The following is a 17,620-nucleotide window of genomic DNA, read 5'->3' as shown; positions in this document are numbered from 1 at the left end:
CATAGATCCGTTTTTTTTCATATCCTTATACTAGTTAGGATTTTTGGCAAACAACAGCCTTAGCAAAAAAAAAGAAAGGTGGAATATGCTTGGAACGACTTCATATAGTGACCGTGACAAATGACCGCTATGCGAAGCACTTGGCCGTCATGTTAAATTCTTTATTGGAAAATAAGACTTCGAAGAACCCTATTGACATTTATGTCATTGATGGCAATATATCGGATCAGAATAAAGCGAATCTAAGAAATTCCGTGAAAAAATTCGACGTACAGCTCAAATATTTATCGATTAATGAATCCATGTTCAATGAATTTAAGCTTAGCTATCACATCAGTAAGGAAACCTATTACCGCATCCTGATTCCAAATCTCCTGAGTAGGGACATTCAAAAGGCTCTCTATTTGGACTGCGATATGATCATCAAAGACGATATCACCAAGCTATGGAATACAGCGATCGAAAACAATTTCCTTGCTGCAGTAAAAATCCCTGGCAGCTCCAGACCCCGTGAGCTTGGGCTCCCCGAAAATTCCGAATATTTCAACGCAGGAGTTCTTCTGATCAACATGAAAAAGTGGAGAGAACATCGCATTGTACACAGGGTTCTACGCTTTGCCAGAAATAACCCCTCTAAGCTTAAATTCATGGATCAGGACGCATTAAATGCGATTCTTCACGATAAATGGATAAAATTGGAACCAACCTGGAACTATCAGGTTCATCGTTATCGCGGTTTGAGAAATCCGGCGATTATTCACTATACGACAAATCAGAAGCCATGGAACAGCAATCCTCCTTTTAAAGATGATTATATGAAATACCTTCGTAGAACTTCCTGGGACTAGCGAGGCTTATTTCTCTATTGTTCATAAGCTTTTGGCAGCTACCCATACAAGATCTCCTGCTTGTTCATATATGTATTGTATCTTGTTTGCGAAGAAACTTTATTCTTTGAAAAACCCTAAGCAAATGCTTACGAAGTAAGTTTTCTACCGAAAACTTTAAGGAGGTTTACTCGATGAAAGTAGATTGGTTAATTGTTGGCTCCGGCTTTACGGGTGCAACATTAGCAGAACAAATTGCCTCACAGCTGGATCAAAAGGTATTAGTCGTAGAAAAAAGAGATCACATTGGCGGAAATTCCTTCGATTGCTACGACGAACATGGCATTTTAGTTCATAAATACGGATCTCATACCTTTCATACGAACTCCAGCATGGTTTGGAATTACCTTTCCCAGTTTACAGAGTGGCGTCCTTACTTCCACGAAGTCCGCGTCGTTGTAGACGGTAAAAAAGTTCCAGTCCCCTTCAACTTGAACTCCTTATACACCCTCTTCCCTCAAAAATATGCCGAAAAGCTTGAAGAGCTGCTTATTCAGCATTTTGGTTTTAACGTCAAAGTCCCCATCTTAAAGCTCCGTGAGAGCGCAAGCGGAGAACTCAGCTTTCTAGCTGACTACATTTATCAAAATGTTTTCTACAAGTATACGGTCAAGCATTGGCAGCTCGATCCGGAGCAGCTAGACAAATCTGTTACAGCACGGGTTCCGGTATATATTAGCCGGGACAATCGATACTTTCAGGATAAGTATCAGGGATTACCCAAACATGGTTACGCTCCGCTCTTTCAACGCATGCTGAAGCATCCAAACATCAAACTGCTCTTGAACACCGATTATCGCGAAATCATGGATCAAATCGAATTTAAACGAATGATTTATACAGGACCGATTGACGCTTACTTCGACTATATGCATGGCACGCTTCCCTATCGGACTTTGCGCTTTGAATTCGAGAATTTGGATCAGGAATATTACCAGGAAGTAGGGACCGTCAACTACGGATTCGAGTACGACTATACGCGTGTCCTGGAACAGAAGTACCTTACCGGCCAAAAATCGCCAAAAACGACTATCTCGTATGTATACCCGGAAGAATATATCGCAGGTAAGACCGATCCTTACTATCCGATTCCAAGGGATGAAAACAAGGAACGTTACAAGCTTTATCAGGCGGAAGCTGAAAAAATTAAAGACAGGGTGCTGTTCGCCGGAAGGCTTGCCGACTACAAATATTACAACATGGACCAAGCGGTAGCACGCGCATTAACGTTGTTCAAGGACACGATTATAGAGGAGGAGAGCAATTGATTCCTTCGATTCTAGAGTCTGGATGGCGCATAGAACGGATGGAAGGCTGTCGTTTGATGGGCGAAAGATGGCGGGATATTGGTTGTAATGCAAGAAAAGGCTGGCATGGGAAATCCATGCCCCTTGAACTCATACGAATTACTATAGCGGGCGAAACGGGATTCGGATGGTCCATGGCCTCAAGAGCACAAGCCGAAGCATGGATCGGTACCGAGATTAAGGACTTGTTTACGCCGGAAGGTAGAGTAAAGCCAGCTTATCACGGGATCGAATACCCGTTGTTAGACTGGTTGGGACATATCTTGAACAAACCTGTCTACGCTTTGTTTGATATTGGCGAAGCCAACAATGTAGGAAATCCCCCCATCGTGCCATGCTACGACGCCACCATTTATTTTGACGATCTGCATCTGGACGACGATGCTGCAGCCGTTCATTTGATGCAATTTAAAGCTTTGGAAGGATATCATGCCGGTCATCGTGCTTTCAAAATCAAAGTGGGACGCGGAGCAAAACACATGCCCATGCATAGAGGGATGAAACGGGATATTGAGATTATTAAGGGGATTCGCGATGCTATCGGACCTGAGGCGCAAATTATGATCGATGCAAACAATAGCTACAATCTTAATCTGACCAAAGAGGTACTGGATGCCACTGCCGAAGTGAACATCACCTTTATTGAAGAACCGTTCTATGAGGATCCGATTCTTTATGAAGACTTAAAAATGTGGATGGATAAACAAAACCTTCATGTAATGATCGCCGATGGAGAAGGAATTACCGTTGCCCCTTCTATCGTCAATTGGGCTAAGAGTGGGTTGATTGACGTTCTCCAATTCGACATTCGTTTCCATGGATTTAACAAATTGCTTGTATTGGGAGACGAACTGCGAGGTTCGGGTGTCAAGCAGGCACCTCATAATTACGGCGGCCCTTACGGTAATTATGCTTCGTGTCATGTCGCAACCGCATTAGAGCGATTTCTGACCATTGAGTGGGACGAAGTGCGAGTCCCTGGATTGGAGGCACCCGGTTACTCTATCGTAGAAGGCATGGTTCACGTTCCTGCATCTCCCGGATTCGGCATGCATTTGGATCGTAGCCATTTTATGAAATCAATGCAAGAACAAGGTTGGTCAATACAAAGCCTAAAATAATGGAGGTCCCATTATGATTTGCTTTGCTTTATTGGCGCATGAAGACGAAGGAGCAATTCGCCAGCAAATAAAAAACATCCGTAAATACAATCCCAAAGACGCTTTTATCGTTTTTTACAATGGCGGACAGGATTCAGACTTCGGCAAGAAGGTTTGCCAGGAGGAGAATGTCCTGTATTGTCCGTTTAGTAAACCGTTAACGCAGAGAACAAGCGGCCGTTTTTTCTATGACATCATGCGATGGCTGGAAGAAAGAAAAATCAACTACGAGTATTTGGTTTATCTGGAATACGATATTATGTTCGTCAATGAGGGCTTCCGCGAAATGTTACAGACACGGATGACAGGCTATGATTGCTTGTTGAAATGGGTCAAAAAGGAAACCGATCCCAAGAAGGCGACGTGGGAACCGGCCAAATTAATGTGGGACGAATGGAATGATTGGAGACCTTTCTTCCAATTGGATCATTTCTTAGAACGTCCAGCCCAATGTCTGTTTATCGCCACGGCATTGTCAGACGTATGCTGGCGGGTATTCATAGAGACCAAATCGAACGGTTATTCAGGTCTACCAACATTCTCTGTTTGGGTGAAATGATCTACGTAACCTTAGCCAAGAAATATGGCGCCAAATGTCTGGATTACCGCGATTCCGATATACGATACTTGCGTTTCAGACCGCAAATCACGCTAAGGGAAATCCAAGATGCGAAACGCAGACCCGGGGTCATGTTCGTTCACCCCGTAAAAAATCATGATGTAAGAAAATGGATTTGGGAGCATTAAAGCTTGATGCAGGAGGTCCGGTATCATGATTTGTTTTTCGTTATTAGCGCACAAAGATGAACAAGCACTTCTCAAGCAAATCAAAAATATTCGCAAGTATACCCGAAAGGATGCCAAAATTGTTTTATATAATGGCGGAACGAATAAGAATTTTGGCAAAAGCATTTGCAAACAAGAGGACGTCTTGTATTGCCCTTATAGCAGACCTCTTGAGCCGAGGAAAACCGGTCGTTGCTTCTACGATATTATGCAGTGGCTCGAAGAAGCCACAATTTCATATGAATATTTGGTTTACACCGAATACGACGTCATGTTCATCAACCAGGGCTTCGTACCGTTTATTCAAAAAAAAATGAAAGACTACGATTGCTTGGTTAAATTATTAAGACATGAGACGAACCCCGACCAAGCAGTATGGATACCAGCCAAGAGAATGTGGGAAAAGTGGGAACACTGGAAACCTTTCTTCAAACAAGATAGTTTCTATGGAACTTCCAATCCGATGCAAGTATACCGTCATGAAATTATTAAGAATATGATTGCCGGGATCGATAAAGAACACTTAGAGAAACTGTTCCGCAGCAACGCTAGCATTGGACATTTAGGTGAAATGCTTTATATCACATTAGCCATGAGAAGCGGAGCCAAATGCCAGACTTATCCGGAAATGATCAAAGAACATTTACGGTATAGACCCGCATTCACCCTGGAAGAGGCGAAAGCGGCTAAAAGTAGTCCCGAAGTCATGTTCCTCCATCCAGTTAAAGATGCTCCAGTCCGCGATTGGATTTGCGAGCAATAACGGATTCGGAAAGGACGATCCCAAACTTAGCCTATGCTTACTATGCAAGCTTCCCTGCGGAAAGCTCTGCCCATGCTTACGAAGAAAGTTTTGCTACTCAAAACTCTTAGGAGGTCAACATCATGATTTGCTTTGCCATATTGGCTCACAAGGATGAACAGGCTCTTCAGCAGCAAATAAGAAATATTCGCAAATATACCAGTAGAGACGTCAAAATTGTTTTATATAACGGCGGGGAGGATAGAAATTTCGGCAAAGAGGTTTGTAAAAAAGAGAATGTCATGTATTGCCCTTACAGCAGACCCTTGCAGAGTGGGAAAACGGGCCGTTTTTTCTATGATGTCATGAGATGGCTTGAAGATGCAAAGATCCGATATGATTATTTGGTTTACACGGAATTCGATGTTCTGTTTGTCGGGCATGGCTTTGAAAGATTTATCCAAAGACATATGGAAGGCTACGATTGTATGGGCAAATTGATACGACATGAAACTAGCCCCCGAATTACGACCTGGATACCCGGCAAGACCATGTGGAGGGAATGGGAAGAGTGGAAGCCTTTCTTCCAGCGGAACGATTTCTACGGAACCTTCAATCCGATGCAGGTATATCGCCATGGAATTATTAAACGTATGCTTAACGTGATCAATAAAGACCGCTTAGAGAGACTGCTTGCGAAGACCAATGTTTACGCTCTGGGTGAAATGCTATATATGACTTTAGCCGCAAAAGTCGGCGGGAAACTTTGCCCCTATCCCAAACCGAGTATTGAATATTTGCGAGTCTATAATCGGATTCAACTGGATGATGCTAAAGTCGCGAAGCGCAAATCCGATGTTATGTTCGTACATCCCGTCAAGGATGCTCCCGTTCGGAATTGGATTTGCGATCAATAGCCATAAATCGGGAGGTACCGACCATGATTTGTTTTGCCTTATTGGCGCACAAGGATGAGGAAGCTCTGCTGCAACAGATAAGAAATATTCGTCAATTCAACCCTAAGGATACCCTTATCGTTCTATATAACGGAGGGAATGATCCTAACTTTGGGAAGGCCGTCTGCAAGAGCGAGAATATGTTGTACTGCCCTTCCAGCAGACCGTTACAATCCGGGAAAACTGGCCGGTTTTTCTATGACGTTATGGCCTGGCTTGAGGAAGCGCATATATCCTATGAATATCTAGTTTACACAGAATCCGATGTGATGTTTATCAATCACGGTTTTAAAGACTTGCTGGAGCAATTGATGAAAGGCTACGACTGTCTGGTAGAAGCGATCAAGGTCGAGATGAACCCCCAAAAAAGCAAATGGACTACTGCCATGAGAATGTGGAAAGAATGGTACCTTTGGAAACCATTTTTCCGCAGCGAATTTTTCTACGGTACGTTTAATCCGATGCAAGTATATCGCCATAGTATTATTAAGCGTATGCTAGCCAGAATTCATAAGCCTCAATTAGAGGAATTACTCGATAAGACCAACGTAATTTCAATGGGTGAAATGCTATATTTGACCATATCGATGCAGTGCGGCGCCAGATGTCAGGAATACCCCCGCTTGTACAGAAAATACTTCCGTTATAGACCTTTCATCTCAATAGATGAAGTCAAGGACGCGAAACAACTGCCGGAGGCCATATTTGCGCATCCCATCAAAGATAATTCCGTTCGTGCATGGATAAATTCTCAAATATTGGATACGGAGGGGCATTCATGAATACAAAAGTGCTGGTTACAGGCGGAGCCGGTTTTATCGGCAGTCATTTGGTCGACACGCTCCTGGCGGACGGTTTTCAAGTTCTTGTGATTGATAACTTTGATGATTATTACGACCGTAAAGTGAAAGAGAAGAATATTAGCAGCCATATAAGTTCACCTAACTACGAATTAGTGGAAGCTGATATACGGGACAGGGGCAGTATGGAACATATCTTCCAGCAATGGAAACCTGAGATTGTCGTCCATTTAGCTGCAAAAGCAGGTGTCCGCCCTTCTCTCGAAATCCCCCACACTTATGTTGACGTGAATCTTGCAGGCACGGTCAATCTATTGGATGCTTCCGTAAAAAATGGAATTTCAAAGTTTATTTTCGGTTCTTCAAGTTCGGTTTACGGATTAAACGAAGAAGTTCCTTTCTCTGAAACGGATCCTACCTTAAAAATCGCCTCACCATACGGGGCAACTAAAGCAGCCGGAGAAGCGTTATGCAAAAGCTACAGCCATTGCTTCGGTTTGCCGATAGCAGCTTTGCGGTTCTTCACCGTTTATGGACCTAGACAGAGACCCGATCTTGCTATTCATAAATTCGCCAAGAAAATTGCCAAGAGCGAACCCATCACCTTATTTGGCGACGGAACGACGAGTCGGGACTATACCTATGTCACCGATATCGTTTCAGGCATCCGCAAATCGATGGAACTGCATGCCCAAGGCTATGAAGCTTTTAATCTAGGTAACGATAATCCGACCAGTTTGCTGGCATTAGTGCAATTACTCGAGAACGAAATGAACACGAAAGCCATTATTGATTGGCAGCCGCTGCAAATCGGCGATGTTCCCAGAACGTGGGCCAATTATCAGAAAGCCCATACCATGTTAGGTTATTCACCCTCCACAAATTTGGAAATAGGTATTCAGCATTTTGTCAAATGGCTGCGCGAAAACATGATCCCTTGATTATAAAACTTTTAATTCCTTATACAGTTTCGATAAATGCAATGCGTATCGCTTAAAGTTATATCGATTTTTGATGAGTTTTCTATTACGATACCCCATCTTTTCTCGCAGTCTTTTACTATCTAACAGCTTATTGATAGCTGCGACAAACGCTTGCGCTTGGTCATACTGATCAATCACATAACCATTCTTACCGTTTACGATAACCTCAGAATTCCCTCCTCGATTTGTAGTCACAATCGGGATGCCCGCAGCCATTGCTTCGTAATGTACCCTGGCTAATGGCTCTTTCCATTGTGAGGGGCAAACTAAAATATCGCTCATTGTATAATAGTCAGTTATTTCATTGACAGATATAAAATTGTTGAAGTAAATATGTTCCGATATTTTTTGGGATTTTTTCTTTATCTTTTTCACATATTCGTTATCCGAAAATTCCCCATACCATTTACTTCCTATAATAACCAAAGCTGTTTTTGGGTGCTGCTCTCCCACTTTTTTCATGGCTTCAATAAGGATATGACACCCTTTTTTTGGTATAAGCCGACCGACAAAAAGAATAACAAGATAATCATCAGGAATTCCCATTGCCCGCTTCATCCGGAGTTCGATTTGCGATCCCAGACTACTGTAGTGAGGGGTGTAGAGGGAATGATCATCACCTGTATATATTGTAGTAATTTTTCCTGGAGCGGCGGGATAACGATGGACGACATCCCGCGCAACGAATTGACTAACTGTCACGATATGATCGACAACATCAACTGCTTGTTGTGATACCTGATCGTCTACTCTATTCCCTAGTATTAAGTTATGGAGAGATAGTACGAGACGGGATCCGGGAGATGCCTTTTTAATAGGAAAGATCCAATCAGGTTTGTTATATACCTGGATAAGGTCAAAAAAATTATTTTCCAAATACCGAAGCACTTCTTTTAAATACTTTGAGCGTTGAAAACGAATAAATTCAACATGGTTAATTGTTTCTCGATTGGACAAAGAAGGGTCTTGAATAGAAAAAACGGTAACATGATCATAAGTGGAAACTAAATAAGGAGCGACTCGATCAATCAATAACTCGATCGCACCACTCTTAATAGGCGGGCAAGGCAGTGAATCTAGACATATCAAACCTATCCTCATTTGATCACACCCCACAATCCAATGTCATCTTCAATCTATGAAACTCTTAGTTTTGTTTAGTCTATTCAAAGTCAGTAATAAGTGTTCGTAACCAATGAAAATTGTTTATTGATAATAAGTACTAGCCCTAGCAAAACTATAGTTACATACATATAAATATGTATGTATGTATGTATGTAATATGTATATATGTAATATGTATGTATGTATGTATGTAACTATAATGCTACATATAAACTAGACAGCAAAAAAAGGAGTTTCTTAGTTGTATGACGGGTCCTAGAAGAAAGTTCACCCCTGAAGAAAAAGCACGAATCGTACTGGAAATTCTGAAGGAGGAAAAGTCGGCTTCACAGCTTGCAACCGAGCACGGCATTCATACAAATGTCCTCAACCAGTGGAAAGCGGAGGCTGTCCAGAACCTTTCGCAATTGTTTGTAGATGATCGCAAAGGCATCACGAAAATGAAAAATGACTACGAACAGAAGATCGATGAACTCTACGCCGAAGTTGGAAAGCTAACAACTCAATTGTCGTGGATCAAAAAAAAACTACTACGGCACAATCAACGAACAACTACTCGATCCCACTGATTCTCCAAATGTTGCAGAAAGGCTTGGGGATCACGATTAAATCGCCTGCGTTGAACACCTTCGGATAAGCGATTATTCCATTGCAGTTTGCGCTCAGCGTAAGCTTTATAGCTTACTTTTTGCAGGAGGGCAATGACGTGCTTTTGACGAAATGAATCGTTTACAAGCACGATCATTTCTCCATTTCGAATGATGTAGCTGTTCCAATTCCGAAGACCCGTAATCCGGCGGTGACAAGCTTTTGTCTGTCGGAAAAACTGCTCCAGATCGTTGTTCGTACGCGGGATGTAATAATGGTCGTAGCAGGTAAACAGCCCTTTCCAAAATCCGCGAGAGTACCGGATCACGTTTTCGACCATAGTAGCATCGTTCTCTTCGGTATACGTCTGTTTGAGCCATTCCAGCACTTGAGCCATCTCCCATTCAGCCGTTTGGCTGGTCTTATCTGCTTCCGGCTCTAATGCCTCTGCGATATGGGAAATCGGCTTGGCCCAACGGCATACGGTTTCATACATGCTCTGAAGATCCTCAAGTTTACTGAAAATTCTGACCAAACCCTGGAGAAGATGAGGCTCTTTTTTTAGTTAAGCATCGCGCAAGCGACGCCTGTATAGCTTGGGCTCGTTCATAGATCAACATGCCGGGCAGTTCGAGCGGAGGCTCTCCGTCTTCAAGAAGCAGAGCACGGATAGCGGCGACATAACCTTTCGCTACCTGAGCTTCCGTGGATGCAGCTGCTTCCGGCGTATCGCTCGAAGAATGGCGTTTCGCTGCAGCGTTTGCTTTTACAGCATTGGTTGTCATTTTCTCGGCTTGCTCGATTTTGCGTTCTACATCCCGCAAGCCGCGCATGCTCTTTTTCAGTTCCATTTTGAGCTTTCGATCCGCATCTACGACGGGCTTGGCAATGTCTTTCAGATAATGGTACTGGCAGTATTGATACGGCACATCAGGCAAGAGTGATTCGAATGCTTGCCTGATAGAAACCTGTCCGTCGCTGACAATGCCTACGATGGGATACCCCATCTCGATAATGGGATCGATCAGCGTGCGCAGTTCGGCAGCGGCTCCGCTCTTCATGTTCTGAGCCGCGAGAATCGTCCCGCTGAAAACTTCGCGAATGACATATAGCATCTCGTTTCCCTTTTCGGGTTGGACGCCGTCCATGGAAAGGATAATGCCGCCGTTCTGAGCCGTAGTCTCCGCCAAGCTTTGTCTGACGTGATCGTCGAGGCTTGCGGCCAGTAGGGTTTGATACCGCTCATATAGCGTTTGCGCGTATCGTTCGCTGGTCACAACACCGCGTTCATTCAGCGCATCTGCAATTTCTTTGCAGGTACGATGCTGCTTGAAGCGCAGTTCGCCAACGAGGCAGAGAACATCGTAGCCATATGAAGAATGCTTCATGCTGAGCGCTTCCTCTTCTGCAGATTTATAAGCAACGCCAGCGTGCGAACAGCTTTCGTTGGAGCAAGCGTAAGCCATGCTCCATGCGTGAATGACGCCGGTTAGCATGGAAATCTTTTGGCCTTAATGCCCATTTCTCTCATGTAGATCAGGGCTGATAATATCCTCTGCAACGAATTTGCTGACAGTTACTATATGGTCGACAATTTCAATAAATTGTCGTGATTCGATATCGCCAACCTGATGCCCTAACTTTAAGTTATGAAGTGATAACGTCAACCGGGACTTGGGGGATGCTTTTTTTATTGGGATCATCCAGAGTGGGGTGTTATAAACCTGAATGAGGTCGAAGAATTCATTTTCCAAATGCTGTAACACTTTTTTTATATACATGACCTATGCACTTCGTGGTAATGCTTGGTAAATCTCTGGTTTTGGGGTAACCCAAAGAAGCAGAAATAATGCTCTGGCCAAAATAAATCAAAAAGTCTTGCAAATTGCTGCGCTTGTGGTCAAAATCAACATAGATTCGCTGAATGCCTTTGTGGTTTTTTGTGCGGACCTGACAACGAGTGTGGAAGAGGCACGAACCATTTCGCCGTGGGTGTAGCCTTCATCATCACTCGTTTTTTCTTTGTTTAACTGCCAGAGTGCGTACGAGAGCAGTGTTTCTGTAGCAAACAATAATTCCAGATGTCCATGTTGATGCGCTTCGGTTGTGGAATGGCACTGTTCCAAGGCAAGTTCTTGTTTGGCCGTTCGAAAGAAGACCTCGATGCGCCAGCGTTTCACATACGTTCCCACTGCTTTCAAAGGGATATCGTGACGGTTGCTAATGAGAAGATAAGCCCCTTTGTAAGTGGCCGGCGTCTCATTTTCATTATCATTCTTGCTGGCAGCAGTGGATTCTTCATCTTCTTTTAGACGCGTGGCAACAACGGCAGCAACAGGAACATATTTTTGCTTAACCACTTGCTTCCCCTTACGGTTCAACGTCGTATGAGGTAATTTCATGTAAATGTCGGGTATGGCTATGCAGACAAGACCCGTGGAGCCCAACTTCAACAAGTCCTTGAAGACCACTTTAATGAGCATGATGGGCGTAACGGGAACAAACCGCTCTCTGCGTGTTCCGGGTTCGATGACACGCTGAAACAGCGCCGTGTTTCGCTTCGCCTTCGTCACCCAATCGAAATGATGGGTCATCAGAAATACAAAAAAATCTTTGCAAATGTAACCTCGATCCATCGCGATCCATAGGCGGCATGTCACCGATTCACGGAGCATCAGCAGCATCTGGCGAGCGAGGTCGTATTTAGTCAATTCTTCGCTCTCTACTTCATCCTTGCGCCAGATGGAGTAAAATAAAGGATACTCTAATCCATTGCGGAGCACGGCCTGTAGCACAACCAGGTTCATGCCCCACACGTTTATTTTTTTGGCATGGTCGTAGAGCCAGCAAAGAAACGGAAGCATCTTGGCATAAGGATGAGCAACAAGGGAATCATCCAGATTAATCGCATCCCCCTCACGCAAGCAAGTATCCGGGTCTTCTTGAAGGCGCGCTACTCGCTTCTTACCGAACGTCCGCCAAGTGAAAGACGTGGTGAAGAAACGACTAAGCGTATACTGCGCGAGCTTCCATGGCTTGAACATGGCCTTCAATAACGCATCTTTATCCGCCATGTCAGCCATTTGAACTACTGAAGGACAGCCAGCGGCCAGCCCAATCACATAGAGAAAACAGAGCAACCATGAGGGAGCACCGCTACGTTTCATGATGCCGGATTGAGCGAGAAGCAAAGAGAAATCAAATTGATCCCATAATGACTTTAAGATGGGTCTCCGGCGCATTCTCCATGATTCAAATCTTTAAATCTCGGTTTTTGTAACGCTGACATTGGAAAATCACCTATAATCTACAAGTTATACCCTTGGGAAAAGGTATCCTTTGCAATTATTGGGGCATTCCAGAAAAGTCAAGTGTTTTTATGGGGTCTCACTAAATATTTTATGATAATTATGCAGTTTACAGTGAATTACCATCAACTGCTTAAGTCATGTTAAACAGGAACCACTATTTTTTGGTCAACTGGATTTCAATAATCGAAGCTATTCCGGCTACAGCCAGACTCAGAATCAAGAAGAAAGTGACAGGGGGGAGGAAATTATACAACACTACGATGAAAAAGGAAGACCAGATTCCTACACACCAATGACAAACCAGAAGCGATCCGATCCAATAGCGTACACCTTTCCCTTTAAGGCAAACGACCTGAGTTAATCAATGCGATCTTCATATGATCTTCCCTCTCTTTCAAAGACTTCATTCTGAATAAACAACTCTATGATCACCAATTCTATCTAACATTCTAGTTTATATTATTCGTCTACGACGATTACCTATCCTGAGCTATATATATCATTTGTCCAATCAAAACAACTTAGACTTGCATTTAATAATAGAGGAAAGGAGGGATCCATATGGCAACAATTTTATCTACTGGAGTATTGAACAATACGTTGACGTCACCACACCCGCACCGAAACTACTACAAATTCTCGCACCATAGTATTCAACCTCGACACAGATGAAACTAGAACAGTCACCTACCAGGCTTTTGACTGGACTACAAACGCACCAGTACAGATCGGTGCTACAATTGTACAAACGCTCCCGTCGGGAACATCGTTTGTTTTCAATACGCCAATCGCAGATACTGTTACTCAGAATGAAATCCGCGTAACTGTATCTAAAACCGAAGATCTTGCAGTAAATGTTTTCGGATTAAATGCTATTCTTCATGACAAATGGCTCGAATTAGATCCTAAAAGAAATTACACAACAGACCATGTGAGGCATCAACCACACATTAAACCTGCCATTATTCGTTTTACCCGTAAAAGTAAGCCCTGGAACCATGGCCATCCGCTTCAAAGTGAATATTTTACGCACCACTATATGGGACTAGAAGGTGAAGGTGACAAATTTGAACTCTATCCATATTGTAACGGCAACCAATGATAAGTATGCTAAGCATTTAGGCGTCATGTTGAATTCCTTGTTGGAAAATAAAGCTGAAAAAGCTGATATACAAATTCATATCATTGATGGGAAAATCTCTAGCAGCAACAAGTCGAATCTAAGAAGAGTTGTAAACAAATTCAAATTGAAAGTCAATTTTCTTACAGTTGACTATTCTTTATTCAATGGTTTTAAGGTAAAGAAGAACCATCTCAGCAAGGAAACTTATTATCGAATTGTTATTCCTGATTTAATGGATAAATCGATTAAGAAAGTACTCTATCTAGACTGCGATCTTATTGTCAAAGAAGACATTTCTAAATTATGGAACACGAAAATAGATCATTACCATCTAGCTGCAGTGGAAAAAGCGACGTTAAAAGATTCTGAAAGAAAGGCTCTCGAAATTCCAAAAGGCTCCAGTTACTTTAATGCCGGGGTTTTATTAATGAATTTAGAGAAATGGAGAGATCAAAAAATTTCTAGTAAAGTACTCCAATATATTAACGATAATTCTAAGAAGATTAAATATTGCAGTCAGGATCCATTAAATGCCATTCTCCATAATAAATGGATCAAATTAGATCCTAAATGGAATTATACAACCCGCCATTTCAAAATTATGCCCAATATCAAGCCAGCCATTATTCATTTTACCGGTCAAGACAAACCTTGGAACAAAGGTCATCCGCTTCAACATGAGTATTATAAATATTTGCACACCACTTCATGGAAATAAAATGAGTTTCGAAGCATCTGAGGTCATCCAGTTGAATCTGGTTGACCTCACTTTTTTTATCAAGGAGCTTGGAGCTTGTTTACATTAAAAATCTCACGTCACTGTCGGTGATCATTCCACCTTCAAAGAACGTGAGAAGCTGCAGATTCCGTTGGTCATCAGCTTAGTTTCATTTTGAGGCTAATATTTTCATATACAAATTTGATATGTTAAGTGCATATTTCTCAAAATTATATCTTTCCCTTATCAGTTTTCTATTCAAGTTCCCCATTTTTACACGCAGCTTTTTATCTTCTAACAGCTTATTGATAGCTTTGGCAAAAGCTTTAGGTTGGTCATATTGATCAACGACCAAACCGTTCTTACCATGTATAATGACCTCCGGATTTCCTCCCCGATTTGAAGTCACAATCGGTATGCCCGCAGCCATTGCTTCATAATTAACCCTGGCTAACGGCTCTAGCCATTGGGATGGACAGACAAAAATATCACTCATTGAATAATAGTATGCTAGCCAGAATTCATGAGCCTCAAATAGAGGAATTACTCGATAAGACCAACGTAATTTCAATGGGTGAAATGCTATATTTGACCATAGCGATGCAGTGCGGCGCCAGCTATTCGCTCGGAATGGTTCAGTCCGACCGCCTTTGGCAGGCGATCTCACCGAACCTTTATAGAAAATACTTCCGTTATAGACCTTTCATCTCAATAGATGAAGTCAAGAACGCGAAACAACTGCTGGAGGTCATATTTGTGCATCCCATCAAAGATAATTCCGTTCGTGCATGGATAAGTTCTCAAACATTGGATACTGAGGGGCATTCATGAATACAAAAGTGCTGGTTACAGGCGGAGCCGGTTTTATCGGCAGTCATTTGGTCGACACGCTCCTGGGGACGGTTTTCAAGTTCTTGTGATTGATAACTTTGATGATTATTACGACCGTAAAGTGAAAGAGAAGAATATTAGCAGCCATATAATTTCACCTAACTACGAATTAGTGGAAGTTGATATACGGGACAGGGGCAGTATGGAACATATCTTCCAGCAATGGAAACCTGAGATTGTCGTCCATTTAGCTGCAAAAGCAGGTGTCCGCCCTTCTCTCGAAATCCCCCACACTTATTTTGACGTGAATCTTGCAGGCACGGTCAATCTATTGGATGCTTCCGTAAAAAATGGAATTTCAAAGTTTATCTTCGGTTCTTCAAGTTTGGTTTAGGGATTAAACGAAGAAGTTCCTTTCTCTGAAACGGATCCTACCTTAAAAATCGCCTCACCATACGGGGCAACTAAAGCAGCCGGAGAAGCGTTATGCAAAAGCTACAGCCATTGCTTCGGTTTGCCGATAGCAGCTTTGCGGTTCTTCACCGTTTATGGACCTAGACAGAGACCCGATCTGGCTATTCATAAATTCACCAAGAAAATTGTCAAGAGCGAACCCATCACCTTATTTGGCGACGGAACGACGAGTCGGGACTATACCTATGTCACCGATATCGTTTCAGACATCCCCAAATCGATGGAACTGCATGCCCAAGGCTATGAAGCTTTTAATCTAGGTAACGATAATCCGACCAGTTTGCTGGCATTAGTGCAATTACTCGAGAACGAAATGAACACGAAAGCCATTATTGATTGGCAGCCGCTGCAAATCGGCGATGTTCCCAGAACGTGGGCCAATTATAAGAAAGCCCACTCCATGTTAGGTTACTCACCTTCAACGGATCTGGAAACAGGCATTAAGCATTTCGTCTATTGGCTGCAGCAAGAAGATTTGCTCGCTCCTTGAGGTTCAGATCGAGTCTACAGCAAGGAATAACATGGCTGAGGCCATCGTACAATCTGTAATAAAGGTCATTCAAACTGGCTGACCTCTTTTTTATTTGCAAGTATGAATGTGCCCTATCAAAACTATAAGCCATTTCAAAAATCCGATGTATATATTTCCATCATAGACGGGGGGCTATCCTATGAAAACAAGAAAAATCTGAAAAGAGTCGTACAAAAATTCAGTCTGGACATTAGATTTTAACAGTGGACAACTCTCTGTTCCATGGTTTCAAAGAAAGGAATCATATGAGCAGACAGGCCTATTACCGAATTGTTATTCCTCATTTGTTAGATAAAAGCATAAAAAAAGCACTATACCTGGACTGTGACATTATCGTTAAAGAAGATATCCGTAAATTATGGAATATCAATATTTTTTGGCAGCGGTCGAGAAGGCTTTTTCGAGAATTGACCATGTTTCTTATTGTTAGCTGCAACGATCGCCGTATCAGAATGGCACTGATTTTTGTTTAAAAAATAACCGCATCAAGATCAGGTCGAGCAACCAATTTATTTGAATTTTGATATAGATTGGTCACTCTATATTTCTTCCCCAAAACCTTTAATAGCTTTGGTGAACTGCTGCATAACGCAGCAATTTCATACTGGTTTGGTAATGAATCCAGAATCGGAATATGAATAAGTTGCGCTACTTGACCTAAGCCCACTAAACACCAATGGAGGGAAGGACACTACTATCAGCTACGTAGAGACCAGATTGAAAATGGATCTGACCATATTGGTTAGTTGCTGAAGTAGACGGATGGTCACCCATCCGGCAAGTACCGCTTCATGATTCTCATCATCAGCGGCAGCTGTTCCCGCGTGCTCATCGACTTTAATCTTATGCAATTGATCTTGTACAACTACCACCCTAGAAGAATTTTTGACATCTAGAAGCACAGCCTTCACCGTTTCTTCCGTCACATCAACTTCCGACCATTTTGGTGTCTATTATGCAACCGGTTCTTCTTTTTTTGCGGGTTCCTCTTTCTTAGGTTACTCTCCATCTGCGTGGACAGAACGACCTCTGTTTCTACTGGTGTATTTGCCGGCTTGCTGCTCACACCCTCTTCCGAGCCCTGATTAAGCCTTCCCTTTTCATTCATTGGTAGTTCTATTTGTTTGAAATGCCCATCATCAATGATTACGATTTGTCCGTTCTTGGATAAAGCTAAATTTCTCCTCTTCATATCTTTTGGTTTTATTCCTGCTTTTATCAACTCGTTTTTCAGTTGCAACAACTGTTGATTATATTTTTTTGCCGAAGGAACCTTTGATTGGATTTTGTCCATTAT

The 17,620-nt window shown here is 42.6% G+C and carries 21 protein-coding genes and 3 pseudogenes; 14 read left to right on the top strand and 10 right to left on the bottom strand.

Translation table 11 applies throughout. The annotated features are described in order from the left end of the window. Positions 1 to 89: 89 nt before the first annotated feature. The 8 genes from BLV33_RS24210 (at position 90) to BLV33_RS24175 (ending at position 7,579) form a co-directional block, all read left to right on the top strand. Entirely contained in the window at positions 90 to 848 is a 759-nt protein-coding gene (locus BLV33_RS24210; protein WP_171909280.1) for a glycosyltransferase family 8 protein, read from the top strand. 173 nt (positions 849 to 1,021) lie between these two features. Beyond that, positions 1,022 to 2,155 (top strand): UDP-galactopyranose mutase, encoded by a 1,134-nt coding sequence (gene glf, locus BLV33_RS24205; RefSeq protein ID WP_090797804.1) that lies wholly within the window; start codon positions 1,022 to 1,024, stop codon positions 2,153 to 2,155. Beyond that, the gene (locus BLV33_RS24200) at positions 2,152 to 3,315 is read left to right on the top strand and encodes an enolase C-terminal domain-like protein (RefSeq protein ID WP_090797803.1); all 1,164 of its coding nucleotides are present in this window, start codon (positions 2,152 to 2,154) and stop codon (positions 3,313 to 3,315) included. Before glf ends, BLV33_RS24200 begins: the two co-directional genes overlap by 4 nt. 13 nt (positions 3,316 to 3,328) lie before the next feature. Next, positions 3,329 to 3,913, top strand: coding sequence for a hypothetical protein (locus BLV33_RS24195; protein WP_090797801.1), 585 nt, complete (start codon positions 3,329 to 3,331; stop codon positions 3,911 to 3,913). A gap of 213 nt (positions 3,914 to 4,126) precedes the next feature. Continuing rightward, the gene (locus BLV33_RS24190) at positions 4,127 to 4,903 is read left to right on the top strand and encodes a hypothetical protein (protein WP_090797799.1); all 777 of its coding nucleotides are present in this window, start codon (positions 4,127 to 4,129) and stop codon (positions 4,901 to 4,903) included. A gap of 122 nt (positions 4,904 to 5,025) precedes the next feature. Next, the gene (locus BLV33_RS24185; RefSeq protein ID WP_090797797.1) at positions 5,026 to 5,799 is read left to right on the top strand and encodes a hypothetical protein; all 774 of its coding nucleotides are present in this window, start codon (positions 5,026 to 5,028) and stop codon (positions 5,797 to 5,799) included. A gap of 23 nt (positions 5,800 to 5,822) precedes the next feature. Next, complete coding sequence (locus BLV33_RS24180) at positions 5,823 to 6,620, top strand: hypothetical protein (RefSeq protein ID WP_090797795.1); 798 nt, start codon at positions 5,823 to 5,825, stop codon at positions 6,618 to 6,620. Further along, positions 6,617 to 7,579 carry an SDR family NAD(P)-dependent oxidoreductase gene (locus BLV33_RS24175; RefSeq protein ID WP_090797793.1) on the top strand — a complete coding sequence of 321 codons (963 nt, stop codon included), beginning with the start codon at positions 6,617 to 6,619 and terminating at the stop codon, positions 7,577 to 7,579. Before BLV33_RS24180 ends, BLV33_RS24175 begins: the two co-directional genes overlap by 4 nt. Here the strand turns inward: BLV33_RS24175 and BLV33_RS24170 are convergent, their stop codons facing one another. Further along, the gene (locus BLV33_RS24170; RefSeq protein WP_090797791.1) at positions 7,580 to 8,722 is read right to left on the bottom strand and encodes a glycosyltransferase family 4 protein; all 1,143 of its coding nucleotides are present in this window, start codon (positions 8,720 to 8,722) and stop codon (positions 7,580 to 7,582) included. Positions 8,723 to 8,991: 269 nt separating this feature from the next. Here BLV33_RS24170 and BLV33_RS24165 point away from each other — a divergent pair, with 269 nt between their 5' ends. Beyond that, positions 8,992 to 9,315: a transposase gene (locus BLV33_RS24165; protein ID WP_090797790.1), complete on the top strand. Its 324-nt coding sequence runs from the start codon at positions 8,992 to 8,994 to the stop codon at positions 9,313 to 9,315. Here the strand turns inward: BLV33_RS24165 and BLV33_RS24160 are convergent. From BLV33_RS24160 to BLV33_RS30905, 5 genes and pseudogenes are all read right to left on the bottom strand, one after another. Next, on the bottom strand, positions 9,288 to 9,830 hold the full coding sequence (locus tag BLV33_RS24160; protein ID WP_090797788.1) for a hypothetical protein: 543 nt from the start codon (positions 9,828 to 9,830) through the stop codon (positions 9,288 to 9,290). The genes BLV33_RS24165 and BLV33_RS24160 overlap by 28 nt on opposite strands. A gap of 19 nt (positions 9,831 to 9,849) precedes the next feature. Further along, positions 9,850 to 10,722 (bottom strand): transposase, encoded by an 873-nt coding sequence (locus BLV33_RS24155; protein ID WP_216234820.1) that lies wholly within the window; start codon positions 10,720 to 10,722, stop codon positions 9,850 to 9,852. Positions 10,723 to 10,845: 123 nt separating this feature from the next. Beyond that, entirely contained in the window at positions 10,846 to 11,115 is a 270-nt protein-coding gene (locus tag BLV33_RS24150) for a hypothetical protein (RefSeq protein WP_090797787.1), read from the bottom strand. Positions 11,116 to 11,202: 87 nt separating this feature from the next. Further along, the gene (locus tag BLV33_RS28990; protein WP_139305815.1) at positions 11,203 to 12,576 is read right to left on the bottom strand and encodes a transposase; all 1,374 of its coding nucleotides are present in this window, start codon (positions 12,574 to 12,576) and stop codon (positions 11,203 to 11,205) included. Positions 12,577 to 12,799: 223 nt separating this feature from the next. Further along, positions 12,800 to 12,982: pseudogene (locus BLV33_RS30905) on the bottom strand (DUF1360 domain-containing protein); the annotation flags it as partial. A 721-nt stretch (positions 12,983 to 13,703) separates the two neighbouring features. Between BLV33_RS30905 and BLV33_RS24135 the strand changes: the two are divergent. Continuing rightward, on the top strand, positions 13,704 to 14,486 hold the full coding sequence (locus BLV33_RS24135) for a glycosyltransferase family 8 protein (protein WP_253187152.1): 783 nt from the start codon (positions 13,704 to 13,706) through the stop codon (positions 14,484 to 14,486). A 169-nt stretch (positions 14,487 to 14,655) separates the two neighbouring features. Here the strand turns inward: BLV33_RS24135 and BLV33_RS24130 are convergent, their stop codons facing one another. Continuing rightward, on the bottom strand, positions 14,656 to 15,057 hold the full coding sequence (locus BLV33_RS24130; protein WP_139305814.1) for a glycosyltransferase: 402 nt from the start codon (positions 15,055 to 15,057) through the stop codon (positions 14,656 to 14,658). A gap of 17 nt (positions 15,058 to 15,074) precedes the next feature. Here BLV33_RS24130 and BLV33_RS24125 point away from each other — a divergent pair, with 17 nt between their 5' ends. The 4 genes and pseudogenes from BLV33_RS24125 to BLV33_RS30900 all read left to right on the top strand — a co-directional run bounded on the left by BLV33_RS24125 (position 15,075) and on the right by BLV33_RS30900 (position 16,796). Then, positions 15,075 to 15,317, top strand: coding sequence for a hypothetical protein (locus BLV33_RS24125; RefSeq protein ID WP_139305813.1), 243 nt, complete (start codon positions 15,075 to 15,077; stop codon positions 15,315 to 15,317). Further along, on the top strand, positions 15,314 to 15,406 hold the full coding sequence (locus BLV33_RS29750; protein ID WP_216234818.1) for an NAD-dependent epimerase/dehydratase family protein: 93 nt from the start codon (positions 15,314 to 15,316) through the stop codon (positions 15,404 to 15,406). Before BLV33_RS24125 ends, BLV33_RS29750 begins: the two co-directional genes overlap by 4 nt. Further along, positions 15,403 to 16,281: pseudogene (locus tag BLV33_RS30255) on the top strand (GDP-mannose 4,6-dehydratase). Before BLV33_RS29750 ends, BLV33_RS30255 begins: the two are co-directional and overlap by 4 nt. Positions 16,282 to 16,526: 245 nt before the next feature. Further along, positions 16,527 to 16,796: a glycosyltransferase gene (locus BLV33_RS30900; protein ID WP_366414836.1), complete on the top strand. Its 270-nt coding sequence runs from the start codon at positions 16,527 to 16,529 to the stop codon at positions 16,794 to 16,796. On the opposite strand, the gene BLV33_RS30895 is transcribed toward BLV33_RS30900, so the two are convergent. From BLV33_RS30895 to BLV33_RS24105, 3 genes and pseudogenes are all read right to left on the bottom strand, one after another. After that, positions 16,793 to 16,990: a Gfo/Idh/MocA family oxidoreductase gene (locus tag BLV33_RS30895; protein WP_366414835.1), complete on the bottom strand. Its 198-nt coding sequence runs from the start codon at positions 16,988 to 16,990 to the stop codon at positions 16,793 to 16,795. The genes BLV33_RS30900 and BLV33_RS30895 overlap by 4 nt on opposite strands. 5 nt (positions 16,991 to 16,995) lie before the next feature. Further along, a pseudogene (locus BLV33_RS24110) lies at positions 16,996 to 17,112 on the bottom strand (GMC oxidoreductase); the annotation flags it as partial. 133 nt (positions 17,113 to 17,245) lie between these two features. Continuing rightward, a complete protein-coding gene (locus BLV33_RS24105; RefSeq protein WP_090797782.1) occupies positions 17,246 to 17,617 on the bottom strand; it encodes a hypothetical protein in 372 nt (123 codons plus the stop codon). Positions 17,618 to 17,620: the final 3 nt, after the last annotated feature.

Source organism: Paenibacillus sp. GP183 (assembly GCF_900104695.1).
Lineage (GTDB): Bacteria > Bacillota > Bacilli > Paenibacillales > NBRC-103111 > Paenibacillus_AI.
This window is presented reverse-complemented; position numbering and strand designations above follow the sequence as displayed.